At 67.8% G+C, this 24,956-nt stretch carries 23 protein-coding genes and 1 other RNA gene; 15 read left to right on the top strand and 9 right to left on the bottom strand.

Features of this window, described 5'->3' with window-relative positions; genetic code table 11:
* Positions 1-32 precede the first annotated feature (32 nt).
* From KK7_RS0102550 to KK7_RS22795, 4 genes are read left to right on the top strand one after another with little or no spacing between them, the layout of a single operon-like run.
* On the top strand, positions 33-1,730 hold the full coding sequence (locus tag KK7_RS0102550; protein ID WP_010543077.1) for a hypothetical protein: 1,698 nt from the start codon (positions 33-35) through the stop codon (positions 1,728-1,730).
* Complete coding sequence (locus tag KK7_RS19995; RefSeq protein WP_010543076.1) at positions 1,727-3,244, top strand: hypothetical protein; 1,518 nt, start codon at positions 1,727-1,729, stop codon at positions 3,242-3,244. Before KK7_RS0102550 ends, KK7_RS19995 begins: the two co-directional genes overlap by 4 nt.
* A 9-nt stretch (positions 3,245-3,253) precedes the next feature.
* Entirely contained in the window at positions 3,254-4,942 is a 1,689-nt protein-coding gene (locus KK7_RS0102540) for a hypothetical protein (RefSeq protein WP_010543075.1), read from the top strand.
* Positions 4,943-4,997: 55 nt separating this feature from the next.
* Complete coding sequence (locus tag KK7_RS22795; protein ID WP_157999973.1) at positions 4,998-5,150, top strand: hypothetical protein; 153 nt, start codon at positions 4,998-5,000, stop codon at positions 5,148-5,150.
* 1 nt (position 5,151) lies between these two features.
* Here KK7_RS22795 and KK7_RS0102535 read toward each other — a convergent pair whose 3' ends face one another.
* From KK7_RS0102535 to KK7_RS0102525, 3 genes are all read right to left on the bottom strand, one after another.
* Positions 5,152-6,291, bottom strand: coding sequence for a GNAT family N-acetyltransferase (locus KK7_RS0102535; protein WP_010543074.1), 1,140 nt, complete (start codon positions 6,289-6,291; stop codon positions 5,152-5,154).
* Positions 6,292-6,443: 152 nt separating this feature from the next.
* Entirely contained in the window at positions 6,444-9,611 is a 3,168-nt protein-coding gene (locus KK7_RS0102530) for an efflux RND transporter permease subunit (RefSeq protein ID WP_010543073.1), read from the bottom strand.
* Between the two features lie 12 nt (positions 9,612-9,623).
* Positions 9,624-10,799 (bottom strand): efflux RND transporter periplasmic adaptor subunit, encoded by a 1,176-nt coding sequence (locus KK7_RS0102525; protein WP_010543072.1) that lies wholly within the window; start codon positions 10,797-10,799, stop codon positions 9,624-9,626.
* A gap of 267 nt (positions 10,800-11,066) precedes the next feature.
* On the opposite strand from KK7_RS0102525, the gene KK7_RS0102520 reads away from it, so the two are divergent.
* Positions 11,067-11,792: an SIMPL domain-containing protein gene (locus KK7_RS0102520; RefSeq protein WP_010543071.1), complete on the top strand. Its 726-nt coding sequence runs from the start codon at positions 11,067-11,069 to the stop codon at positions 11,790-11,792.
* Between the two features lie 124 nt (positions 11,793-11,916).
* On the opposite strand, the gene KK7_RS0102515 is transcribed toward KK7_RS0102520, so the two are convergent.
* The 3 genes from KK7_RS0102515 to KK7_RS0102505 all read right to left on the bottom strand — a co-directional run bounded on the left by KK7_RS0102515 (position 11,917) and on the right by KK7_RS0102505 (position 12,930).
* A complete protein-coding gene (locus tag KK7_RS0102515) occupies positions 11,917-12,174 on the bottom strand; it encodes a GlsB/YeaQ/YmgE family stress response membrane protein (RefSeq protein ID WP_010543070.1) in 258 nt (85 codons plus the stop codon).
* 125 nt (positions 12,175-12,299) lie between these two features.
* Positions 12,300-12,599: a CtrA inhibitor SciP gene (gene sciP, locus KK7_RS0102510; RefSeq protein ID WP_010543069.1), complete on the bottom strand. Its 300-nt coding sequence runs from the start codon at positions 12,597-12,599 to the stop codon at positions 12,300-12,302.
* A 103-nt stretch (positions 12,600-12,702) separates the two neighbouring features.
* Entirely contained in the window at positions 12,703-12,930 is a 228-nt protein-coding gene (locus KK7_RS0102505; protein ID WP_138983905.1) for a hypothetical protein, read from the bottom strand.
* A gap of 155 nt (positions 12,931-13,085) precedes the next feature.
* On the opposite strand from KK7_RS0102505, the gene mnmA reads away from it, so the two are divergent.
* From mnmA to KK7_RS0102475, 6 genes are all read left to right on the top strand, one after another.
* On the top strand, positions 13,086-14,195 hold the full coding sequence (gene mnmA / locus KK7_RS0102500) for a tRNA 2-thiouridine(34) synthase MnmA (protein ID WP_010543067.1): 1,110 nt from the start codon (positions 13,086-13,088) through the stop codon (positions 14,193-14,195).
* A 152-nt stretch (positions 14,196-14,347) separates the two neighbouring features.
* Complete coding sequence (locus KK7_RS0102495; RefSeq protein ID WP_010543066.1) at positions 14,348-15,361, top strand: phytanoyl-CoA dioxygenase family protein; 1,014 nt, start codon at positions 14,348-14,350, stop codon at positions 15,359-15,361.
* A 128-nt stretch (positions 15,362-15,489) separates the two neighbouring features.
* Complete coding sequence (locus KK7_RS0102490; protein ID WP_010543065.1) at positions 15,490-16,458, top strand: KpsF/GutQ family sugar-phosphate isomerase; 969 nt, start codon at positions 15,490-15,492, stop codon at positions 16,456-16,458.
* Positions 16,459-16,468: 10 nt separating this feature from the next.
* Complete coding sequence (locus tag KK7_RS0102485) at positions 16,469-17,284, top strand: 3-deoxy-manno-octulosonate cytidylyltransferase (RefSeq protein WP_010543064.1); 816 nt, start codon at positions 16,469-16,471, stop codon at positions 17,282-17,284.
* Complete coding sequence (locus KK7_RS0102480) at positions 17,281-18,924, top strand: capsular polysaccharide export protein, LipB/KpsS family (protein ID WP_237709114.1); 1,644 nt, start codon at positions 17,281-17,283, stop codon at positions 18,922-18,924. Before KK7_RS0102485 ends, KK7_RS0102480 begins: the two co-directional genes overlap by 4 nt.
* A complete protein-coding gene (locus tag KK7_RS0102475) occupies positions 18,921-20,174 on the top strand; it encodes a capsule biosynthesis protein (protein WP_010543062.1) in 1,254 nt (417 codons plus the stop codon). The genes KK7_RS0102480 and KK7_RS0102475 overlap by 4 nt, the downstream gene beginning before the upstream one ends.
* A gap of 1 nt (position 20,175) precedes the next feature.
* Here the strand turns inward: KK7_RS0102475 and KK7_RS0102470 are convergent, their stop codons facing one another.
* Positions 20,176-20,862 carry a fatty acid desaturase CarF family protein gene (locus KK7_RS0102470; protein ID WP_100207495.1) on the bottom strand — a complete coding sequence of 229 codons (687 nt, stop codon included), beginning with the start codon at positions 20,860-20,862 and terminating at the stop codon, positions 20,176-20,178.
* Between the two features lie 196 nt (positions 20,863-21,058).
* Here KK7_RS0102470 and KK7_RS0102465 point away from each other — a divergent pair, with 196 nt between their 5' ends.
* Positions 21,059-22,210 carry a glycosyltransferase family 4 protein gene (locus KK7_RS0102465; protein WP_010543060.1) on the top strand — a complete coding sequence of 384 codons (1,152 nt, stop codon included), beginning with the start codon at positions 21,059-21,061 and terminating at the stop codon, positions 22,208-22,210.
* Between the two features lie 50 nt (positions 22,211-22,260).
* Here the strand turns inward: KK7_RS0102465 and ssrA are convergent.
* Positions 22,261-22,606, bottom strand: a transfer-messenger RNA (tmRNA) gene (gene ssrA, locus KK7_RS21750).
* Between the two features lie 59 nt (positions 22,607-22,665).
* On the opposite strand from ssrA, the gene KK7_RS0102460 reads away from it, so the two are divergent.
* A complete protein-coding gene (locus KK7_RS0102460) occupies positions 22,666-23,097 on the top strand; it encodes an RrF2 family transcriptional regulator (protein ID WP_010543059.1) in 432 nt (143 codons plus the stop codon).
* Here KK7_RS0102460 and mscL read toward each other — a convergent pair.
* Positions 23,094-23,552 carry a large conductance mechanosensitive channel protein MscL gene (gene mscL / locus KK7_RS0102455; RefSeq protein ID WP_010543058.1) on the bottom strand — a complete coding sequence of 153 codons (459 nt, stop codon included), beginning with the start codon at positions 23,550-23,552 and terminating at the stop codon, positions 23,094-23,096. The genes KK7_RS0102460 and mscL overlap by 4 nt on opposite strands.
* Positions 23,553-23,697: 145 nt before the next feature.
* On the opposite strand from mscL, the gene KK7_RS0102450 reads away from it, so the two are divergent.
* A complete protein-coding gene (locus KK7_RS0102450; protein ID WP_010543057.1) occupies positions 23,698-24,288 on the top strand; it encodes a LemA family protein in 591 nt (196 codons plus the stop codon).
* A gap of 26 nt (positions 24,289-24,314) precedes the next feature.
* On the top strand, positions 24,315-24,956 hold a 642-nt coding region (locus KK7_RS0102445; protein ID WP_010543056.1), incomplete at its 3' end, for a TPM domain-containing protein.

Below are 24,956 nucleotides of genomic sequence, written 5' to 3'. Positions count from 1 at the left end.
GTGGCATGGGACCGGGCCATCCTCGCCAAGCCATGCGCGATTCGATCGCCGCGCTGGCGCTCGCGGTGCTGCTGGGGGTCGCCTGGATGGTGCGCGACCATCTGCCGCTATCGGCGCTACGCCTGCCCGACACCGATGACGGCATGCGGCTGCAGCAGGTGCGCGACTGGCTGGATGGGCAGGCCTTCGCCGATCTCGCCCAGCATCGCCTCGGCCCCCCGCCGGGGGTGGAGATGCACTGGTCGCGCGGGGCAGACCTGCTGCCCGCTGCGCTGATCCTGCTGCTGACGCCGCTGCTGGGCAGCCACATGGCCTTGGTCGGCGCGGTGGCGGTGGTGCCTTTTGTGTGGTTCGCGCTGGTATTGCTGCTGGTCGCCGCGATCGCGCGCCGGCTGGAGATCGACGGCACGGTCGCGGCGGTGATCGCGGCTCTCGCCTTCCCGGCGACGACGCTCTTCTTTCCCGGCCGGATCGATCACCACGCTCTGCAGATGGTGCTGGTGCTGGCGCTGCTCTGGGCGACGCTGGGGCAGGGATCGCTGCGGAACGGCGCGGTCGCGGGGCTCACGACGATGCTGTCGCTGGTCATCGTGTTGGAGACCGCACCGTTGCTGGCGGTGGGTGGGCTCGCCATCGCGCTGCGCTGGTGGTGCGGAGATGTCGGCGCGCAGGCGCGGATCACCGGCTATGCCACCGCGCTGCTGCTGGCGCTGGCCGCCGGCCGCACGCTGCTCGCAACGAGCGGCTGGGCCTATCCCGCCTGTGACGGCTTCACCGCGATCCTGTGGCGTGCGGCGATGCTGGTGGCGCTGGCGCCCGCGGTGATGGCGGTGGCAGGCTTTGCCACGACCAGCCGCAAGCGACGATTCGACGTGATGATGACCGCGGGCGGCCTTGCCGTCGGCTGCGCGGCGCTCGCTTCGCCCGCCTGTCTGCACCCCTATGGCGCAGTCGACCCGGTGCTCGCGCGCGTGTGGCTGGCGCAGGTTGCGGAGGCGCAATCGGTCCTCTCCGCGCCGCCCTGGCACAGCACCGCCTATTGCGGCCTCGCACTGGTCGGACTGGCGGCCGGGCTGTGGCACGCGGTGCGGCGCCGCACGACCGACGCGGCGATCCTTGCCGGCTTCCAGACTGTCGCGGTGCTGGTCGCGCTGACGCAGCTGCGCGGGGCCTATGCCGCCGCGCTGCTGGCAGCCCCTGCCCTCGCCGCGATGATCGCCGCCGCGCGGGCGCGAGGAGCGCTTCCCCTCGCTGCCGCGTGGCTGGCATCCGCGGGCATGGTCTATGCGTTTCTGGGCGATGCCCTCACCCCCAAGGCCGCTGCCGCACCCGGCCCCGATTGTACCTCTCCCGCCGCGCTGGCCCGCGTCGCGGCGCTGCCGACCGGCCTGGTCGCCGCGCCCGTCGACCTTAGCGGCTTCCTGCTTCCCGCCACCCGGCATCGCTTCCTCGCCGGCCCCTATCACCGCAACACCCAAGGAAATCGTGCCATGCTCGACCTGTTCCTGCGTCCGTCCGCCGAGGCCGAGGCGACCGCCCGGCGCTGGGGCGTAGACTATGTCGCGCTCTGCCCCGACGGGCTGGGCGAGCTGGGCAGCGCCGGCAACGACACGCATCGCCTCGCCGGCGCGCTCCGCGCCGGCCAGGTGCCGGGCTGGCTGGCGCAGGTGTCGCGCCCGGGCGAGGCGCCGATGATCTACCGGCTGGTCGGGCACGGGACGACGCATTGATCCCCAAGCGCTGGTGGGAGACGCGGGCGTTCGCGCTGGCGGCGGTGCTGCTGAGCGCCGTGCCGCTGCTGTGGCCCGCCGTGCCACCGCTGACCGACCTGCCCGGCCATCTCGGCCGCTTCCGGGTGATGCTGGACGGCGATGCCGCGCCGCTGGCCGCCTGGTATCGCTTCCGCTGGATGCTGGTCGGCAATCTCGGCGTCGATCTGGCGGTGCGGGTGCTGGCACCGTGGACAGGGCTGCTGCCGGCGGTGAAGGCGGTGGTGATCGCTACCGTGATGCTGACGGTCGCCGGAACCTTGTGGATCGCCCGCGAGGTGCATGGCCGCGTCACCCCCTGGACGATCGCCGCGCTGTCGCTCGCCTATAACTACGCCTTCCACTTCGGCTTCGTGAACTATGTGCTGGCGATGGCGCTGGCGCTCAATGCCTTCGCGCTATGGCTGTGGCTCGGCCGGCTGGAGCGCTACCGGCTGCGTGCACTGCTCTTCGTGCCGATCGCGCTGGCGATCTGGCTGGCGCATATCGTCGGCTGGGGGATGCTCGGGCTGTTCGTGCTCGGCGCGGAACTGCGCGACTGGAAGCGCCTGCCGCTGCGGCTGCTGCCGCTCGTGCCGCCCGCGCTGCTCATCCTGCTCTGGCGCGACGGGACCGGCGCGGGGTTGACCGGCCCGTTCTTCGTGTGGAGCACCAAGATCGGCTGGCTGGTCTCCGTGGTGCGCGATCGCTGGCAGCTGCTCGACCTCGTCTCGGTCGCGGTGCTGGTGAGCCTCCTCTACCAGGGCTGGCGCGATCCCGACACCGGGCTCGCGCCACGCCTGCACCGCGGCTTCCTGCTGGTGCTCGCCGCCTTCGTGCTGCTGCCCTTCATGCTGTTCAACTCGGCCTATGCCGATATGCGGCTGGTGCCCTACCTGTTCCTGCTCGGGTTGCTCGCGCTGGAAGCGAAGCCCGGCATGACCGAGCGCCGCCGCGCCACGATTGCGGGGATCGCGCTCGCCTTCTTCCTCGTCCGGATCGCGGGCACCACCGCCAGCCTAGCGCTCTACGATGCCGATTGGCGACAGCGGCTCGCAGCGCTCGACCATATCCCCCGAGGCGCGCGGCTGGTAAGTTTCGTCGGCGAGCGCTGCGGCCAGCCTTGGAAGCACCAGCGGCTCAACCACCTGCCCGGCCTGGCGCTGGCCGAACGCCGTGCCTTCTCCAATGACCAGTGGCGGCTGGCAGACGGTTCGCCGCTTGCCGTCCATGCGCCTGCCGCGATGGCAGGGTTCGACAGCGACCCCTCGCAGATGGTGCTGGCCGAGCCTTGCGCGCTGGAGCCGGGATTTCTGACGCTCGAGGAGTCGCTGGAGACCCTCCCCCGCGCCGCCTTCGATTATGTCTGGCTGATCCATTCGCCTGCGATCAACGCTCGTCGCTTCGCCGGCATGACCCGCATCTGGGCCAGCGGGGGAGACGCGCTCTATCGGATCGACCATAAGCGCTTGTCGCCCGGGCCTTCGCCGCATTAAAGCGGCGCGATGGATAATGGGGTTCGGCTGCACTGGTGGCAGACACGCTGGTTCGTGCTTTTCGCGACGCTGGTGGCGACGTTGCCGCTGCTATGGCCGGATATTCCGCCGCTCGTCGACTTGCCCGGCCATATGGGCCGTTACCGGGTGCAGTTCGCCTATGACGGCACCCCGTGGCTGCGCGAATGGTATGATTTCCGCTGGCAGCTGATGGGCAATCTGGGCCTCGATCTGGCGATCATCCCGCTGGTGAAGATGGGCCTCGGCCTCGAGCTCGCGGTGAAGCTGATCGTCCTCACCATCCCGGCGATGACCGTCGCCGGCTTCCTGATGATCGCGCGGGAAGTGCATGGCCGCATCCCCGCGACCGCGCTGTTCGCGCTGCCGCTGGCCTATGCGTTCCCCTTCCATTTCGGCTTCGTCAACTTCGCCTTCTCGATGGGCTTGGCGATGCTGGCCTTCGGCTGGTGGCTGCGGCTGGGCCGGCTGGGGAAGTTCGGCTTCCGCTCCATGGTCTTCGTGCCGATCTCGGTGCTGATCTGGATTGCGCACACCTTCGGCTGGGGCGTGCTGGGCGTGCTCGCCTTCTCGGCCGAGCTGATCCGCCAGCACGACGCGCGCCGCAACCGCAGCCTGCCCTGGTACAAGGATTTCAGGAACGGCTGGATCGCGCCCTGCTTCTTCGCGGGCGTGCAGTGCCTGGTGCTCGCGCTGCCGGCGGTGCTGATGATCATCTGGCGCGGCGGCGAGCATGTTTCCGGCCAGACCTTCGACTGGTTCAACTGGCGCGCCAAGACCTTGTGGGTCACCCAGGTGTTCCGCGATCGCTGGCAGCTGTTCGACCTCGCCAGCGTCGGCGTGATCTTCCTGCTCATCCTGAAGGCGGTGCGCGACCCCAACATCCAGTATTCGCGCAACCTGGGCCTGTCGGCGCTGTTCCTGCTGCTGGTCTATATCTTCCTGCCGCGCGTGGTGTTCGGCTCCGCCTATGCCGACATGCGGCTGGTGCCGTTCCTGATCGCGATCGCGATCCTGGCGATCCGGCCCAAGCCCGGCCTGTCGATGCGCGGGGCGACCACCGTGGCGTTGCTCGGCCTCGCCTTCTTCGTCGCCCGCATCGGGGCGACCACGGCCAGCTTCTATCTCTACGACCAGGCCTATGATCGCGAGCTGAAGGCGCTAGACCACCTGCCCGTGGGTGCCCGGCTGGTGAGCTTCGTCGGTGAGACCTGCTACAACGAATGGGCGATGACCCGGCTGCAGCACGTCCCCGGCCTCGCGCTGGAGCGGCGGCTGGCCTATACCAACGATCAATGGTCGATGGCGGGCGGCCAGCTGCTGACGGTGCGCTACCGCGCGGCCAAGCGCTTCGCCCATGATCCCTCGGAGCTGGTGACCAACGTCCAGTGCCCGCGCGAATGGTGGCGGCCGATCGCGCGCAGCCTGGCGCTCTTTCCGCGCGACGCCTTCGACTATGTCTGGCTGATCCGCCCGCCCGCGTTCGATCCGCGGTACGAGCAGGGGCTGATCCCCCTGTGGCGCGACGGCCCGAGCGTGCTGTACCGCGTCGACCACAATGTCCCCGGCCCCGGCCTCAACCCCGGCGACCTGCCGATCCCGCGCCCCGAAGCCGTGCTGATCCGCGAGGCAGAGGCGGCGGGGGAATTGCCGGGCAACGGGACCGCACCGCCTTCTTGAGGATGCGATCGTTCGCGACTAGCGTCGCGTCTTCGAACCAGGGGGGCTGATCTCTATGTGGCTTTATCTTGCTCTTCTGGCTGCGGTGATCGCATTGGGCTCTGCCGCCGAGAGTTTGGGTTTTGAAGTTCGTCCTGGCGTGATCGGCATTGCGGCAGGTGCCGCGACCATCCTTTGGCTTAGCCGAAAAAAGCAGACGACCCTCTGAGCTACTCCGCCTTCCTGAACGGCGTCAGCTCTTCCAGATATTCCTGCTCGCGCTCGACCGCCTGCTGCTCGCGCACCAGAAAGTCGGCGACCGCGCGCCGAAAGCCGGGGTCGGGCAGATAATGGGCCGAGTAGGTGGTCACCGGCACATAGCCGCGGGCTAGCTTATGTTCGCCCTGTGCACCGGCCTCGACGCGGGGGAGGCCACGCTGAATCGCGGCATCGATCGCCTGATAATAGCAGAGCTCGAAATGGAGGAACGGCACGTCCTCCGTGCAGCCCCAATAGCGGCCGTACAGCGCATCGCCGCCGATCAGGTTGAGCGCGCCCGCGATCGCCCGCCCGTCGCGTTCGGCGAGCATCAGCAGCACCTTGTCGCCCAGCGCTTCGCCGAGCATCGAGAAGAACGGGCGGGTAAGATAGGGGCGGCCCCATTTGCGGCTGCCGGTATCCTGGTAAAAGTCCCAGAAGGCGTCCCAATGCGCCTCGGTGATCTCGGCGCCGGTCAGGTGGCGGATGGTGAGACCCTCCACGGCCGCCGCCCGCTCCTTGCGGATCGCCTTGCGCTTGCGGCTGGCCAAGGCACCCAGGAAATCGTCGAAGCTGGCATAGCCGTGATTGTGCCAGTGGAACTGGGTGCCGGTGCGGATCAGCCAGCCCGCCGACTCGAACAGCGGTACCTGCGCCGCCTCGACAAAGGTGGCATGGCCGGAGGAGAGCCTGTGCTGGTCGACCACCGCCTCGATCGCGGCGATCAGCGATGGCGCGAGGTCGGGATCGCGCAGCAGCAGCCGGGGACCGGGCACGGGCGTGAACGGCACCGCGACCTGCAGCTTGGGATAATAGCGCCCGCCGGCGCGCTCCCAGGCATCGGCCCAGCTATGGTCGAACACATATTCGCCCTGGCTGTGGCTCTTGGCATAGGCCGGCGCGATCGCGGCGGGGGTGCCGTCCGGCCCGTCGACCACGATCGGCAGCGGCTGCCAGCCGGTCTGTGCCGTCGCCGAGCCCGAGGCTTCGAGGATCGACAGGAAGGCGTGGCTGAGGAAAGGGTTGTCGGCGCCTGCACAGGCATCCCACTGCGCCGCCGGGATCGAGGCGACGCCATCGGCGAGGCGGGCGGTGACGGAGGGAGATCGCACGGCAATAAGATAGTGTGTGCCGCGCGCACCGCCAGTGGTTTGATGGACAGGCCGCGCGGGCCGGCAGAGCAGCTAGTGCAGACGTCCGCCGCGCCCGCAGCCGCGAACAGGAAACGGCCCCGCCCCCCTTCCGGAAGACAGGGCCGTCTGGATCACTCGGCCGGCTGGGCTTCGTCGTCGCCCGGCTTGTGATCGATCGCGCCATGGGGCGCGACCGGACCCAGCACGCGGCTGCCGTCGTCGCCAGGACGATAGGTGAGCAGGCGCCGCGACAGCCGCGGCCCCAGCCAGCCTTCCAGACCCACCGCCAGGCTGAACAGCGCCGGCACGATCACCAGCGTGAGCAGCGTCGAGACGATCAGGCCGCCGATCACCACCACGCCCATCGGCGCGCGGAACGACGAGTCGCCGTTGAGCGAGAGCGCGGTCGGCACCATGCCCGCCACCATCGCGATGGTGGTCATCACGATCGGCTGGGCGCGCTTGCGGCCGGCGTCGATGATCGCCTCCACCTTGGGCACGCCCTTCTCCATCTCCTCCAGCGCGAAGTCGACGAGCAGGATCGAGTTCTTCGCGACGATGCCGAACAGCATCAGCATGCCGATATAGACCGGCAGGCTCACCGGCATGCCCAGGATCGCCAGCATGATCAGTCCGCCCAGCGGCGCATTGAGCAGCGACCCCATGTTGACGATCGGCGAGACGAAGCGGCGATACAGCAGCACCATTACCGCGAAGACCAGGAAGATGCCCGAGGCCAGCGCGATGATGAAGTTCTGGATCATCTCGCCCTGCCACTTGGCCTGGCCCACGGTCATCTCGGCCACGCCCACCGGCAGCTGCTTCATGATCGGGAGATTGTGGATCTCCTTCATCACGTCGCCCGAGATATAGGGCTTGCCCGTCGCCGGGTTCATCGCGAGGTCGGCGCCAACCACCAGCCGGCGCTGCAGGTTCAGGCGCTCGACCTTGGTCGGCCCCGCGGCGAAACGGATGTCCGCCACTGCCGAGAGCGGCACCGAACTGCCCGTCTGCGTCTGCACGCGCATGTTCTGCAGCGTATCGAGGCGGGTACGCGAATCCTGATCCAGCGCGACGCGGATCGGGATCTGGCGATCGGACAGCGAGAACTTGGCGCTGTTCTGCTCGATATCGCCCAGCGTCGCCACGCGGATCGCGTTGGACAGCGCCGCCGTGGTCACGCCCAGATCGGCCGCCAGGTCCAGACGCGGCGAGATCACGATTTCCGGGCGCTGCAGATCGCCCGAGATGCGCGGCGCGACGACGGACTTGAGTCCCTCCATCTGCTTCATCAGCGCGAGTGCGGTCTTGTTCAGCAGCTCCGGATCCTCGCCGCCCAGCGTCACCGTCAGGTCACGGCCGGTCGAACCCCAGCCGAACTGCGAGCGGAAGTTCACCCGCGCATCCGGAATGGCGAGCAGCTTGGGGGCGACGCGCTTTTCGAACTCGGTGCTGGTCTCCGTGCGCCCGGCGCTCTTCTTCTCCGCCAGATCGGCAGTGACGCGGCCATTGCCCACCGAGGTGCGGGCATAGGTATGCTCGACCCCCGGCTCCGCCCGGAGAATGCCGGCGACCTGCTGTACGACGCGATCGGTCTGCTCGAGCGTGGTGCCGGGCACCATCTCGATCGTCGCGGTCACGCTGTCCTGATCCTGCGCCGGCTGGAAGGTCTGCGGCATGCCGACGAGCAGGCCGATCGTGCCCCCCAGCGACAGCACATAGGCGAGGATCGCCACCCAGCGGTGCATCAGCGTCCATTCGAGCAGGCGGACATAGACGCGCATCACCGGGCCGCCGCCATGTTCGGCATGGCCATGGGCCTTCAGGAAATAGGCCGCGATCATCGGCGTCAGCATGCGCGCCACGGCCAGCGACATCAGCACCGCCGCAACGACGGTGAGGCCGAAATTCTTGAAGAACTGGCCCGAAATGCCCGGCATCAGGCCCACCGGCAGGAACACCGCGACGATCGACATGGTCGTCGCCAGCACCGCGATGCCGATTTCGTCCGCCGCGTCGATCGATGCCTGATAGGCCGATTTGCCCATGCGCATGTGGCGGACGATGTTCTCGATCTCCACGATCGCATCGTCGACCAGCACGCCCGCCACCAGGCTGAGCGCCAGCAGCGTCATCTGGTTGAGCGTGAAGCCCAGCATGTCCATGAACCAGAAGCTGGGAATCGCGGACAGGGGAATCGCCAGCGCCGAGATCACCGTCGCCCGCCAGTCGCGCAGGAAGAGGAACACGACGACGACGGCGAGCACCGCGCCCTCGATCATCGCTTCCATCGCGGTGTCGAACTGCTGCTTGGCATATTTGCTCGAATTGTCGAGCAGCTCGAAATGGACGTTGGGGTTCTTCTTCTCGAGCGCCTGCAGCTTCTTCTGCGTCTCGTCGAAGATGCTGACGTCCGACGCGCCCTTGGCACGCTGGATGTCGAACGAGATCACCGGGTGTCCGTCATAGCGCGCGAAGTTGCGGCGCTCGGCAAAGCCGTCCTTCACCGTCGCGATGTCGGCGAGGCGGACGGTGCGGCCCGTGCCGGTGGCGATCTGGGTCTGCCCCAGCGTATAGGCGTCCTTGGCGTTGCCGACGACGCGGAGCGACTGTTCGAAGCCGGATATCTGCGCGCGCCCGCCCGCCGCGTTGAGGTTCACCTGGCGCAGTTGCTGGTTGACCTGGCTCGCGGTGAGGCCATAGCTCGCCAGCTTCACCGGATCGAGCACCACGCTCACTTCGCGGCTGACGCCGCCGTTGCGCTGCACCGCCGCCATGCCGGAAATCGACAGCAGTTCCTTGGTGACGGTATTGTCGATGTACCAGGAAAGCTGCTCGACGGTCATGTCACTGGCCGAGGCAGTAAAGCTGGCGATGTCGTTGCTGCTGGCGCTGTCGACGCGGCCGACCTGCGGCTCGAGGATGCCGTCGGGCAGGTTGCCGCGGATCTGCTGGATCGCGCTGCGCACATCCTCCACCGCGCGGTCGATCGGCGTACCGATCGCGAGCTGCACCACCGTCTGGCTGTTGCCTTCGGAGACGGTGGAGTTGATCTCGTCGATGCCCTGCAGGCTGCGGACGGCGGATTCGACCTTCTGCGTGATCTGCGTCTCGAGCTCGCTCGGCGCGGCACCGGGCTGGCTGATCGAGATCCAGACGATCGGGAAATCGATGTCCGGGCTGTTGTTCACGTCCATGCGGCTGAAGCTGACCAGCCCCGCGATGGTCAGGAACAGGAAGAGGACGATCGGCGGGACCGGGTTGCGGATGGCCCAGGCCGAGATGTTGCGAAAGCTCATCGCGCCGATCCCTTACTTCTTGAGGAGCTGGGGTATGACCTTCTGGCCCGGGTTGAGGAACGCGCCCGCGGTCATCACCACCCGCTCGTTGCCGGTGAGGCCGCTGGTGATCCGCACGCCCTGATCGGACACGTCGCCGGTCTTCACGTCCCGGCGCACCGCCTCGTTATTCTCGTTGAGGATGAAGACGTAGCTGCCCTGCTGGTCGCTCTGCACCGCCGATTGCGGCAGCACCACCGTGGTCAACGAGCCGGCGACGATACGCGCGCTGGCGAAGCCGCCGGGGCGAAGCGCCGGATTGTAGGGCAGCGCGATGCGCGCGATGCCCAGCCGCGTCGTCGGATCGATCACCGGAGAGACCTGCCAGACCTGGCCCTTGAAGCTCAGCTGGGTGCCCACCGGAGTCACCTCGGCGGGCGCGCCGACGTGCAGCTTCTGGATGTCGGACTCGGCGAGCTGGGTGCGCAGCTCGAGCTGGCCGTCCATCGCCATGCGGAACAGGGTGCCCGAGCCCGAGCTGACGATCTGGCCAGGCTCGATCTGGCGGGCGAGCACCAGACCCGCTTCCGGCGCGCGGATATCGAGCCGGCGGTTGCGCGCCTGGGTCTCGGCCAGCTGCGCCTTGGCGACGCGCACGCGGGCGAGCGCCTGGTCGCGGGTCGCGATGCGCTGGTCGATATCGGCTCGCGAGATGAAGCCGTTGCCGACGAGCTTCTGCGCGCGCTCCAGATTCGCCTGGGCGAGCTTTGCATCGGCCTCGGCGACGCGGATCTGCGCGGCGAGCGACTCGGCGGTCTGCGCCTGCACCGAGCGGTCGACCACGGCGAGCACCTGGCCCTTCTGGACCCAGCTGCCGGCATCGACCAGCACGCGCGTGACGAGGCCGCCCTCGCCCGCGACACCCACCGGCATCTCGCGCTTGGCGGCCAGGCTGCCATTGCCGGTAACGATGGTGGAGATGGTCTGCTGGCCCGGCTGCGAGACGGTTACCGTCTGCATCTGCGCCTGCGGCTTGCCGCCCTTCGCTGCAGGCACCGATCCCGACGGTCGCTTCATCACCACGAAGGCAGCGATAACGATCAGCGCGAACGCGCCCAGCCCGACCCACAACCAGCGCCGCCCCCGCGCCGGCGCACCTTCGTAGCCGAGCCGCTCCTGCCGATCCAACATCCCTGCCTCGTAGTTCATGCGCCCACCTCGTTCGGAGCGCCCAAACGCTCCAGGTCGCACTGTATTATAGGAATATATCACCCGCCACAAGGCCGGTGTAGCAACGCACGGGCAAATGCCCGGTTGCCTGGCCCGATGCAAGTCGCTGAAAAGAAAAACTGCAGCACCTGCCGGCGCCTGCAAGTAACGACAAACGTTTCCCCGCAGCACCCCGTTCAGCCTGCGTTCGTCTGCAGGTGTCGACAAGCCGGGGCTGAGAGACGACAAATGACAGGAGGAACGTCCATGATCCGCACCCTTCCGCTCGCCGCGCTGATCGCGCTCGCCGCCGCGCCGCATGCCTTTGCGCAGTCGATGGCGGTGGCGCAGCCGATCCCGGCCGACGGCACCGTCCTCGACATCACCGCCGAGGGGACGAGCACCCGCGTGCCCGATCTCGCGCTGATCCAGGCCGGCGTCGTCACCACCGCGCCGACCGCAGGCGAGGCGATGCAGCAGAATGCCGCCCGGATGGCGGCAGTGCTCGCGGCGCTGCGCAAGGCGGGCCTCGCCGAGCGCGACCTGCAGACCAGTGCGGTGAACCTCGCACCGCAATATCGCTACCAGGAAAACAAGCCGCCGGTGATCACCGGCTACCAGGCATCGAACCAGCTGACGGTGCGCTTCCGCGACGTGGCGAAGAGCGGCACGGTACTCGATGCGCTGGTGGCGCAAGGCGCGAACAACATCTCCGGCCCCAACCTGACGCTCGCCGACGAAAGCGGCGCGCTGGACGAGGCGCGGCGCGACGCGATCGCCAAGGCCCGGGCGCGCGCCACCCTGTATGCCCAGGCCGCAGGGCTGAAAGTGGATCGCATCCTGATGATCTCGGAAACGGGCAGCACGCCCATCGTCCAGCCGATGCCGATGCTGATGCGCGCCAAGGGCATGATGGCGGAGGCGGACACGGCGATCGTGCCGGGGGAACAGAAGCTCGTCGCCAGCGTCTCGGTCCGCTTCCTGCTCAAATGACGGGATACGCGCCGTCGTCCGGCCATGGCCCGACGACGGCGCGCCAAGGCAGGCGAAGTTCGACACGAAAAAGGGCCGCCCCTAAGGACGGCCCTTTTGGAACTACGATCGAAGCGTGTTCGCGTTAGCGAACGGCGCCGCGACGAACGAGGTTCACGATCGCCAGCAGGATGACGGCACCCAGGAGCGAAACCAGGAAGGTCATCGGGGTGATCACGCCGCTGTTGATGTTGCCGCCGAACAGCAGGCCGCCGATGAAGGCGCCCACGATGCCGACGACGATGTTGAGAAAGATGCCCTGCTGGGCATCGGTCCGCATGATGATGCTTGCAAGCCAGCCGACGACGCCGCCGATGACGAGCCAAACGATAAATCCTACCATTGGTCCCTCCTTTTACCTGCCCGGCGACCCGGGCCACGCAGAGGGAAATCCGCAAATGGTCAGATTGGTTCCGCAGCGATATTTTACGTTGTCAAGGGAACTTTCGGGATCTCGCTCAAGAAAATTCAGAACTTCTGCTGCCGTTCGTAGAGCAAGCGATAATGCTGGATGCGGGTGACGCGCAGGCCCGGCATGCCCGAACGATCGATGGCACGCTGCCATCCGGCGAATTCCTCGACGGTCAGACCGTAGCGGTCGCACACCTCGTCCACGGTCAGAAGTCCGCCATTGACGGCGGCGACCACCTCGGCCTTGCGCCGCACGACCCAGCGGGTGGTGTTCGGCGGCGGCAGCGAGTCCAGGGTCAGCGGCTCGCCGAGCGGACCGATGACCTTCGCGGGACGGATCTTCTGGTTCTCAATCATCTACCAACCTCATCGGGGCCGGCCGCCCCTGTTACGCAACCGTGAAACGACTTTTACGCAGCGCCTTTGAACATCGACTAAAATGGCACGGTAAACGCGCGCTTCACGCCTCTCCCCACTGGTGCAGCGCGATCGCGACGGCGCGATGGAAAGCCCCATCGACCGGTGCGAGCAACGCTGCGACGGGCAGCGGCATGGAAAGGCGGGTCTGGATCCGCGCGGTGGCGCTCGCGGCCTGCCGGCTCGTCGCCCGCGCCATCAGCACCGCCAGCCCCGTGGGGAGCAGCAACGCGGTGAGTTCGCGGTCGGAACGGGCAAAACTCAAGTCCACCAATGCGTTTCCAGTCGTCTTTCCGGAACCGATTGTAACCCCACAGTACTGAAGGGGCCGTAAAAGGCCTGAGAACGGACATTTAACTCCGGTTTCATGAACCTTGCTGCCGGACTCGGGTGGCATCCGGACCGGACCTGCCCTATTTGCGAGCAATGACCCCGGGTGATTTCCAGCTTGCCGAGCCCCTGAAGGGGCGACGGATCGTCGTCGCCATGTCGGGCGGCGTCGATTCCTCCGTCGTCGCCGCGCTCGCCGCGCGCAGCGGCGCCGAGACGATCGGCATCACGCTCCAGCTCTACGATCATGGCGAGGCGGTGGGCCGCGCCGGGAGCTGCTGCGCCGGCCGCGACATTCGCGATGCGCGCGCGGTGTGCGACACGCTGGGCATCGCGCATTACGTGTTCGACCACGCCAGCAGCTTCCAGACCCAGGTGATCGACGACTTCGCCGACGAATATCTGGCGGGCCGCACCCCCATTCCCTGCGTGAAGTGCAACATGGGGCCGAAGTTCACCGATCTGTTCGCCCTCGCGCGCGACCTGGGTGCAGACTGCCTTGCCACCGGCCATTATGTCCGCCGCGTCGTCGGCGATCATGGGCCGGAACTGCACCGCGCTGCCGATCCGGCGCGCGACCAGAGCTATTTCCTGTTCGCCACCACCGCCGCACAGCTGGATTTCCTGCGGTTCCCGCTGGGCGGCCTGCCCAAGCCCGAGGTCCGCGCGCTGGCCGCGGAACTGGGCCTGGGTATCGCCGGCAAGCCGGACAGCCAGGACATCTGCTTCGTGCCCGACGGCGACTATGCGTCGCTGGTCAAGAAGCTGCGGCCGGAGGCCGCAGCGGGCGGCGACATCGTCGACGAGCGCGGCACCAAGCTGGGCGAGCATCGCGGCCTGATCCACTTCACCGTCGGCCAGCGTCGCGGGCTGGAGATCGGCGGCGCACCGGAGCCCTATTACGTCCTTCGTCTGGAACCCGAGACACGACGCGTCGTGGTCGGCCCGCGCCGGGCGCTGGCGGTGGGCGCGGCAAGGCTGGAAGGGATCAACTGGCTGGCGGGCGACTATGCAGGCCCGATGACCGCCAAGGTGCGCAGCCTCGCCAAGCCGGTGCCGGCGCGACGCGACGGCGACCGGGTCGTGTTCGAGGCGCCCGAATATGGCGTCGCCCCCGGCCAGGCGGCGGTGCTTTATGCCGGAGACCGCGTGCTGGGCGGCGGCTGGATCGCCGAAACCGAACGCGCGGCGGCATTCGCCGCCTGACCGGGCCGGCCGGGCGCTATGCCTGCCGAAATGCGCTGTTGCGAATTTGTCGCAGCTTGACCTGAAACCGGTTTTCGGGTGAACGAACGTGCACAAAACACGTATATGTACCGGGATGGGTCGCAAACCATCGTGTTCCGAGTGAGAGTAGCATGCCCTCGATCCTGGCATCCCCGTTGTGGGTTGCCCAACTTGCCACCGGCGCGAAATCGTTTCGCGACAATCCGATCATCGGATCTCCGCGGCTCAACGCCATGGGCCTGCACAGCGGTCGCGCGGCGCTGGCGCACCGGCTGGCCTGGGCGCGCCGTGCGCGGCTGACCCGCGGGCTCGATCCGGCGGATCGCGCGGCGTTCGATCGCGACGGCTTCGTCGTGGTTCGCGATTTCCTGCCCGCCGACGCCTTCGCCGCCCTGCGCGACGGCGTGACCGCGCAGCGCTTCGCCACGCGCGAGATGCGGCAGGGCAACACGATCACCCGCCGCGTCGCGATCGGGCCGACGTTCCTGCAGGCTGTCCCCGAGGCGAAGGCGCTGATCGAGGATACACGGTTCCGGGCGCTGTGCCGCTATGTCGGCAGCTTCCGCAGCGAGCCGCTCCATTACATCCAGACGATCCTCACCGAATGCGACGTGCCGGATCCGGATCCCCAGACCCGCCTCCACGCCGATACGTTTCACCCGACGCTGAAGGCATGGTTCTTCCTGAACGACGTCGAGGCAGCCGACGGCCCCTTCTCCTATGTGCCCGGCTCGCACCGGCTGACGCCCGCACGGCTAGCCTGGGAACGCGCCCGCAGCGTGACCGCGCAGGGCAGCAGCGATTTCCTCTCGGCGCGCGGATCGCTGCGGATCGACGCGTCCGAACTCGGCGCGCTCGGCCTGCCCCCGGCGAAGCAGTTCCCGGTGCCGGCCAACACCCTGGTCGTCGCCGACACCTGCGGCTTCCACGCCCGGGTCGCAGCCTCGCGGCCCAGCCGGCGGCTCGAGCTCTGGTCGTTCAGCCGCCGCAATCCCTTTGTACCATGGACCGGCGCCGATCTGCTCAGCATGCCGGGCATCGCCGAGCGCCGGATAGAATATATGTGGCAGCTGCGCGACAGGTTGCAGAAATGGATGGGGCAGCCCTGGCAACCGCGCGGCAACAAGTTCGTGTTGGACGATTGACGGAGGGCAATACTCTTGCATCGGTGCTGCGCGAGTGCGAGACGGGTTTGGTGCGGGATCGGCAGCAATGGGATCAAATGCTTGTGCGCATCTGGTCCGGGCGGGGCTGAAATCGCCAGGGGGCACGAATGGAACTAGTTGGCGTACGGGACATCATCGAGCACGGCGCGGAGGTAATCCGCACCGAGGCTGCGGCACTGGCGATGCTTGCGGGGCAGCTTGATGCGGACTTCGCGGCCGCCGTAGACCTGCTGGTCGGCGCGCGTGGGCGGATCATCCTCGCCGGCATGGGCAAGTCGGGCCATATCGCGCGCAAGATCGCCGCCACGCTTTCGGCGACCGGCAGCGCCGCTTATTATCTCCACCCCGGCGAAGCGTCGCACGGCGACCTCGGCGTGATGCGCAGCGGGGACGTGGCGGTGGTTCTTTCCAACTCGGGCGAGACGCCCGAAGTGGTCGCGGTCCTGACCCATGCCCAGCGGCTGGCGGTGCCGGTGATCGCGATGACGGCGGGCGCCGAATCGATGCTGGCGCGCAACGCCGCGATCACGCTGAAGCTGCCGGATTGCGGCGAGGCCTGCCCAGAAGGCATCGCGCCCACCACCTCGACCACGATGATGCTGGCGCTGGGCGACGCGCTGGCGGTGGCGGCGATGCGCCGCCGCGGGGTTTCGCGCAACGATCTCGCCTATTGGCACCCCGGGGGCCGGATCGGCTGGGGGATGCAGACCGTCGCGGCGCTGGTCCGCCGCAACGAGCCGCTGCCGCTGGTCCGCCCCGAGACTTCGGCACGCGACGTGGTGCTGGAGATGACCTCGTGCGGCAAGGGCGTCGCGGGCGTGGTCGACAGCGACGGAAACCTGGTCGGCGTGATCACCGACGGTGACTTGCGCCGCGCGTTCGATCGTATGCTGATTGCGGTTGCCGGGGAGATCATGACGCGCAATCCTGTGACGATCGCGTGCGATGCATCGGTCGACGATGCGGTCGCGCGCATGCAGGAGAACAAGGTCACCGTGCTGTTCGTGATGGAAAAGGCCGGATCGCGCCGGCCCTGGGGGCTGCTGCACATCCACGATCTGCAGCTCGGCGGCTGAGGCCTCGACGATGGAGCAGGCCCGCACGCCCGGCGGCGTGATCGTGATTCCGGCGCGCTATGCCTCGGCGCGCTATCCCGGCAAGCCGCTGGCACCGATTCGCGGCGCGAGCGGCACCAGCCAGCCGCTGATCGCCCGCAGCATCGCCGCCGCCCACGCCGCGCGCGGCGACCTGCCGCTCCATGTCGCGACCGACGACGTCCGCATTGCCGAGGCGGTGCGGGCGCTGGGCGAGACCCCGGTGATGACGCCGGAAAGCTGCGCCAACGGCACCGAGCGGGTGGCGGCGGCGCTGGAGGCGCTGGGAATCGCGCCGGACTATGCAATCAATTTCCAGGGCGACGCGCTGCTAACCCCGCCGGCCTATGTCGCCGCGCTGGCGGAATGGATGGAAACGCATCCCGACTGCGCCGTCGCGACCGTGGCGATGCGCTGTTCGCCCAGTGTCTATACGCATCTGATCGCAGACCAGGCCGCGGGCCGCAGCGGCGGGACGACGGTGGTCACCAACGCCACCGGCCAGGCCCTGTATTTCTCGAAGCGGGTGCTGCCTTTCCTGCCGGAAGGCGCGGAGAAGGGGCCGCTGCCCGTGCAACTGCATCTGGGGCTCTATGCCTATCGCGCGGAGGCGCTGCGCCGCTATCGGGCGCTGCCGCCCTCCCCTGCCGAGCTTTCCGAGGGGCTGGAACAGCTGCGCTTCCTGCACCACGGCATCCCGATCGACGTGCTCACCTTCGATCCGCCGGGCTGGGATCCGATCGAGCTCAACAACCCGACCGACCTCGCTCCCATCGAAGCCACGCTGGCCGCGCGCGACATCGCGTGACGCGCGGCGCTTCCGGTGCGGGGCATCCCGCCTTTCTCCGCATCCCCCCCTTCCCCCGCGCCCGGCCGGGGGCGGTGATCGAAGCTGCACCGGGACGCGCCGCCGGGACGCCCGAAGCCATCCTCGCGCAACTGCGCCGCCTTCGGGTCGGCGGTACCTTCTGGGGTGCACAGCCCGCATTGCCTGCCGCGCGCGACCTGGTGTTCGCCGCCCGCACGCGCAGCCAGCTCCGCACGATGCTGTCGGCCGCACCCGCCGACGCCGAAGCGCGCGGAATCGCCACCCGCGCGGCGCTGCCGGGCCTGCTGGCGGCACCCGATGCCGACCCCTGGTGGCTGGCCGCCCACGGCACGATGCTGTTCGCCGATGCCGAGGATGAGATCGCCCTGGTCGCGGCGATCGCCGGCTGCCGCCTCCGGCTGTTCGGCACCGGGCGCTTCGCCGGGCTGGGCGACGGCAGCGATGCCGCCGCCCTTGCCGCCACCGTCGATGCCGAACTGCTGGCAGGCCGAAGTTATCGCGATCCGTTCACCGACGCTCCCACCACGCTCGATGCGCTTCTGGAGCAGTTCGGCGCCTGGCGGCGGCTGATCGACGGCAATCGCGACGTGACCCGCGTGCTGGGCGTCGCCGGCTGGAAGCGCGAGACGGTGGAAGCGCTGCTGTGGCATGGCGGCGCCGGGCCGAGCTATCGAAGCAGCGGCTCGGCTGCGGGCATCACCTTGCTGTGGCGCTCGCGGGTGCCGCCCGCCATCCTGCAGGCGATCGAACGCGACGGCAGCGCGATCGGCGAGATCGAGGACGGCTTCGTCCGATCGACCGGTCTCGGTGCGAACTGCGTGCCCCCGCTGTCGATCACGGTCGACCGGCGCGGCGTGCACTTCGATCCGCAGCAGCCGAGCGATCTCGAGCATCTGCTCGAGCATGGCGACCTCGGCCCCGAGCTGTGCGCCCGCGCCGATGCCCTTGTCTCTCGGATCGTCACCGCCGGGCTCAGCAAATATGGCCGGGGCGCCGCCGCTATCGCGCGCCCGGCGGGTGCGCGGCGCCACGTGCTCGTCACCGGCCAGGTCGAGGATGATCGCTCGGTCCAGTGCGGCGGCTTTGGCAGGACCAATCTCGACCTGCTCATGGCCGCGCGTGCGGCGGAACCCGACGCCTATCTGATCTACAAGCCGCACCCCGATGTCGAGGCCGGCCACCGCAAGGGCGCGATCGACGATTCGGTGGCACGCCGCCATGCCGACCATATCGAACGCGAGACGCCGATTTCCGCGCTGCTCGACATGGTCGATGCGATCCATGTGCTGACCTCGCTGGCCGGGTTCGAGGCGCTGCTGCGGGGCAAGCAGGTGGTCACCCACGGCGTCCCCTTTTATGCCGGCTGGGGCCTTACCCACGATCTGGGCCCGGTTCCGGCACGGCGCACCGCACGGCGCAGCCTTGCCGAACTCGTCGCCGCAGTGCTCATCGTCTATCCGCGCTACCTGGACCCGGTCACCCGGATCCCTTGTGAAGTCGAACTGCTTGTGGAACGAATGATTGCCGATGAGGCGATGACGCCGAGCATGCTCGAACGATTGCGTATCGCGCAAGGCAAGGTTAGACGCAGTCTAGCCCGCTTGGGGATCGGCCGATGAAACATGTGCGACCGCTACGGCGTTCTTTTCTGTTCCTGCAGGGCCCCCCGGGTCCTTTTTTCTGGCAGCTGAGTCGCGAACTCGCTGCCCGCGGTTGTGCCGTTCACCGAATCAACCTGAATGGCGGCGATCGCTACGACTGGCCGGAAGGTGCCGTCGATTTTCGCGGACGCATGTCGAACTGGCCGATGTTCGTCGATCGATTCATCCGGGAACATGCGATCACCGATCTGGTGCTCTACGGCGATTGCCGGCCGATGCACCTCGCCGCCCACCGGCTGGCCAAGCTCCGCGGCGTGGCCATTCATGTCTATGAAGAAGGCTATATCCGCCCCGACTGGATGACGCTGGAGCCGGACGGCGTGAACGGCCATTCGACGCTGGAGCGCAATCCCGACGTGCTGCGGGCTCGCGCCCGCGCGCTGCCGCCGGTACCCGATCTGCCGCCGATCACCGCCAGCTTCGGCCGCCGCGCGCGCGACTCCTACTGGTACTACCACCGCGTCGTGGTAGGCCGCTTCCGGTTCCCCTTCTATCGGTCGCACCGCAAGGGCGTGATCATCGTCGAGGGGCTGGGCTGGATCCGCAAGTTCGCGCTCAGCCGCCGCCGCGCGGCACAGGCGCAGGCGACGCTCGCCGCCCTTGCCGGCAAGCCGTTCTTCCTGTTCCCGCTGCAGCTGACCGGCGATTATCAGATCCGCGAACATTCGCCGTTCGGTACGATGATGACCGCCGCCGACTATGTGCTGGACAGCTTCGCGCAGTGCGCTCCTGCCGATGCCCACCTGCTGGTGAAGGAGCACCCGCTCGACTGCGGCTTCCACAACTGGCGCAGGTTCGTGCGAAAGCGGGCAAAGGCGCTCGGCATCGCCGACCGGGTCCACCATATCGAAGGCGGTGACCTCAGCCGGCTGGCGCGGGACGCGCAGGGCATGGTGTGCGTCAACAGCACGTCGGGCACACTGGCACTCACCGCCGGCAAGCCGGTCATCGTGCTCGGCGAGGCGATCTATGACGTGCCGGGAATCACCCATCAGGGCCATCTCGATCGCTTCTGGGACGCGCCCCAGGCACCGGATATGGAATTGTACGATGCCTTCCGGCGCGTGTTGCACGAGCATTGCCTGATCCGCGGCGGCCTCGCCAGCCAGTCGGCCACCGAGACACTGATCGAGAACAGCATCGAGCGGCTGCTCGGCGACGGCGCTGAGGACATCGCCCGGATCAGCGAAGCCGCGCTGTTCGTCTAGTTCAGGCGGTCGGCTCCAGCCCCGCATCGTCGAACCAGCCCCGCCGGCGGCCGGCGGCGAACAGGCGATTGACCAGCGGGTTGGACCATCCGCAATTGGTCGCGAAGTCCCGCTGCAGCGTATCGTGGTGAAGCTGGTGCGCGGCGGGCGTCATCAGCAGCCCGCAGCGGCGCATCGCACGGACGATCCAGGGATTAAGGTCGCGGTGGAGCGAGCCGTGGAAATATTGGGCGAAAGCGCCGCCCACGATCAGCGCGACGCCGCCCGCCGCCGCCCAGCCGGGCACCACGCCCGTGAACGCCAAAAGATTGAGGATCAGCGAAAAGGGCAGCGCCGCCAGAATCACCGTGCTGCCGATCAGCCGCCACAGATCCCGGCGGCCGAGCGCATGGGGCCGCGGATGGTGGTTCTTGAAATCATAGACCAGCCGGTCGATCGGCCCGACCTTGGACATGCGCTCGCGCCACAGCGCCTTGTAATGCTCCGACTCGCGCGAGCCGGCGTAAAAATAGAGCGCATCCAGCCCCTTGCCGGCCGGCGTGGGGCGATAGTCCATGTACATATGGACCAGACCCGAGGCGAGATCGGCGGCGTACCAGCCGGCGAGCAGCGCAGGGATCGCCCACAGGCTGGGGTTCAGCAGCGCCGCCAGCAGGTTCGCTGCCAGCGACAGCAGGAACAGTAGCATCAGGATTCGTCGCGCCATCACCAGTCTCGGGCTATGCCGCCCTTTCGGCAGCTTGTCTCGTCCGCCTCCTAGCTGCTGGGCCGTGACGCAGCAACGGCTTGATTTGCCAGGCCGGCGGGCGCAAGCGGAGGACAGCGCCATGACTTGCAGCGAACACCTCCCATCCCGATCGGCAGCGACGGACTGACTGGCTCCCATGCAGCGCGACCTCCTCATCGACATCAGCCGGCTGATCTGGCGCACCTGGACCGGACGCCTGCCGACGGGGATCGACCGGGTTTGCCTCGCCTATGTCGACCAGTTCGCCGATCGCGCCCAGGCGGTGATCCAGCGCGGCAACTTGCGTCAGATCCTCACCCCTGCCCTGTCGGATGCGATCTTCCGGCTGATCCGCGAAGGCGGCCCGAAATTCCGCACCCGCGCCCCGCGGCTGGCGATGCGCGCCGTCGTGGCGCAGCGCGGCGGCCAGTCGGGACACGACCGTCTGTACCTCAATGTCGGCCATACCGGACTCGACGCAGCCGGCCTGGTCACCTGGGCGCAGCGCGCGCGGGTGCGGCCGGTCTATCTTATCCACGACCTGATTCCGCTCACCCACCCCGAATTCTGCCGCGTCGGTGAGGACATCCGTCACCATCGCCGGATGGCGAACGCGCTGGCGAGCGCCACCGGAATCATCGGCAACTCGCAGGCGACCCTCGACGATTTCGCCGCCTTTGCCGCGGCACAAGGCAAGCCCTGCCCGCCGATGCTGCCGGCGCTGCTCGGCGGCCATCCGCTGCCCGTCGACGCACCGCCCATCGCGCTCGACCGGCCCTATTTCGTCACTCTCGGCACGATCGAGGGGCGCAAGAACCATGTCCTGCTGCTCCAGCTGTGGCGCCGGCTGATCGCGCACAATCCCGGCGCCTGCCCCAAGCTGATCATCATCGGCCAGCGCGGCTGGGAAGCGCAAACGGCGCTGGCGATGCTCGACCGGCTGCCGATGCTCGCCGGTCATGTCGAGGTGATCGAGGATTGCGGCGATTCCGATCTGGCCGGGTATCTCCGCGGCGCCCGCGCGCTGCTGATGCCAAGCTTCGCGGAGGGCTATGGCCTGCCGGTGGTGGAAGCATTGGGTGTCGGCACGCCCGTGGTGGCGAGCGACCTGCCGGTCTTCCGCGAACTCGCCGGCGACCTACCGATCTATTGCGACCCGCTGGACGGCGCGACCTGGCTCGCGGCGATCGCCCATCATCTGCAGGAAGGCGCGGTGCGCGCAGAGCAACTGGCGCGGGTGCAGGGCTATGCCATGCCCAGCTGGGAGGCGCATTTCGCCGCCGTAGAGCCGTGGCTCGCGACCCTCTAGCATAAGGAAGGTCCAGGGGGTTCTGTTGCCCGGCCCCCCTGGCGGCCGCTGGAGTCCACTTCTGTTGCCCGGTGTGGCCCAACCGCGCATTTTAGAATAACCTTAGGCCGTTAAGCCGTGAGGTTACGCCGCAATAGCGAGTGCTTCGTTATCGTTGGCACTTGTGTAATGGGCCGTTGCGGTGGTCCCATTCCGAGCGAAGACAGCGCTTTTCAATACACGTCGATCCTGGTTCGGCCCCGTCAGAAACGGTGTCCAGATACACCACCGGTTATGGTGGAGCCGCCGGGTACTGCCCCCGGGTCCGCTGCATCTATTATACGCCATTGTTTATCGCCATAGCCGGGCGAACCCGGCGAAACCCTATATAGGCGGTTTGCGCTTAATGAAAAGGTCAGGTTGCAAGGATTAAGCGCCTTCACACGGCCCCATTCGGTTGGCATGGAGAGTGCATCATGTTGACGCAGCGTTCCCGCTACGCGCTCCGCGCAATGCTTTTCCTTGCCGATCAGCCGATCAGCGGCGCGCCCGTGCCGATGAACCGCATCGCCGCGGAAGCGAATGTTCCGCGCAAGTTCCTCGAACTGATCCTTGCCGATCTGCGCGAGGCGAGCTTCCTTACCTCCACCCGCGGCAAGATGGGCGGCTATCGCCTCGCGCGTCCGGCGCACCTGATCTCGCTGGGCGAGATCATCCGCGTGATCGAAGGGCCGCTGGCACTGGTTCCCTGCGTCAGCCGTACCGCCTACCGGCCCTGCAACGACTGCAAGGACGAGGCTGCCTGCGCGATCCGCCGCGCCATGGCCCGGGTACGCGACGAAACCGCCCGTATCCTGGACGGCACCAGCCTGGCCGATGCCGTCGCCGAGGATCTGGCAGCGGCCTAGGCCGCGCCGTTCCGTTTCTTCAGTTCGTCGCGAATCTCGCGCAGCAGCACCACGTCGGCCGGATCGGCCGCCGGCGGCGCGTCACCGCTCGCCTTGTCGCGTTCGGCGGCGGCGATCACCTTGTTGACGGTGCGCACCAGCAGGAAGACGATGAAGGCCAGGATCAGGAAGTTGATCACCACCGTGATGAACTGGCCGAAGCCGATCAACGGCACCCCCGCCGCCTTCAGCGCGGCATAGTTTGCCGGCGAGCCGGTATAGCCGGCCGGGATCGCACCGAGCCGCAGGAAATAGCCGGAAAAGTCCATCCCGCCGAAGATCCAGCCGACCAGCGGCATGATCATGTCGTCGGTCAACGATTTGGTGATCGTACCGAACGCCGCGCCGATGATCACGCCCACCGCGAGATCGAGCACGTTGCCGCGCGCGATGAACGCCCTGAATTCCTTCAACATTCGCCGTCTCTCCCATTGCGAAGGCATGCAACCATTACCAAGTCCGGCCGCGGCGCCAACCCCGCAGCTACCGATTTCGCTTCCGTCCCCGGGTGTAGGCATCGTATAAGACACCCCGTTGATGGGATTTGGAGGTTGCTTCCCCATGAAGTTTCGTACCGCACTCGCGCCGATCGCAGCCCTGTCGCTCTCGGCCTGCGGACTCAACAGCGTCCCGACCGCCGAGGAAAATGCCAAGGCGAAATGGGCGGACGTGCAGGCGCAGTATCAGCGCCGCGCCGATCTCGTGCCGAATCTCGTCGCGACGGTGAAGGGCTCGGCGGCGTCGGAGGGCAAGATCCTGACCGACGTGATGAACGCGCGCGCCAAGGCGACGTCGGTGCAGGTCAATGCCAACGACCTGACCGATCCGGCCAAGGTCCAGCAGTTCCAGGCGGCGCAGCAGCAGCTGGGCGGCTCGCTCTCGCGCCTGCTCGCCACCACCGAGGCCTATCCGGACCTCAAGAGCCAGGCCAACTTCACCACGCTGATGAGCCAGCTGGAAGGCACCGAAAATCGGATCACCATCTCGATCCGCGATTACAACCAGGCGGTGCAGGACTATAACACCCGCATCCGCACCTTCCCGGACGCGGTGGGCGCCAAGATCTTCTACGGCGCCAAGCCGATGACGCCGTTCCAGGCCAAGGCCGGCGCGGATGTCGCACCGACGGTGAACTTCGGGAACGGCAACTGATCCGTCCCGCCTCCGGAGCGTCGATCATGCGTACGCTGCGTCTCCTGCTGCTGCTCGTCGCCCTGTTGACCGGGGCGACAGGCGCGCTGGCGGATCCGACCTTTCCGAAGCTGACCGGCCGGGTGGTGGACGATGCGCATCTGCTCTCGCCCGAGCAGGTGGCGCAGCTCACCCAGCTTTCTGCGGAGGTGCAGCAGGCGTCGAGCCGGCAGCTGGTGGTCGCGACGATCCCCGATCTGCAGGGGTACGACATTGCCGATTACGGCTATCAGCTCGGCCGGGCATGGCAGATCGGCCAGAAGGACGCGAATAACGGCATCCTGCTGATCGTCGCGCCCAATGAGCGCAAGGTCCGGATCGAGGTGGGCTATGGCCTCGAACCGATCATGACCGACGCGCTGTCGAACCAGATCATCAGCCAGGTCATCGTGCCGAAGTTCAAGGCGGGCGACATGGCGGGCGGCATCGTCGCCGGCGCGCAGGCCGTTGCCGAGCAGATGAAGCAGCCGCTCGAGGCGGCCGAGCAGAAGGCCAAGGCGGCGCAGGACGCGGCGACCAAATCCTCCGCGCGCAAGCGGCAGGGCGGCGGGCTGCCGATCGGACTGCTGTTCTGGTTTATCATTCTGGTCGTCATTCTGGTGCCGATGCTCGCGCGCTTCGGCGGGCGG

This window comes from Sphingomonas elodea ATCC 31461 (assembly GCF_000226955.1).
GTDB classification, from domain to species: Bacteria; Pseudomonadota; Alphaproteobacteria; order Sphingomonadales; family Sphingomonadaceae; genus Sphingomonas; species Sphingomonas elodea.
The sequence above is the reverse complement of the archived record's forward strand: the minus strand, read 5'-3'. Positions and strand labels throughout refer to the sequence as shown.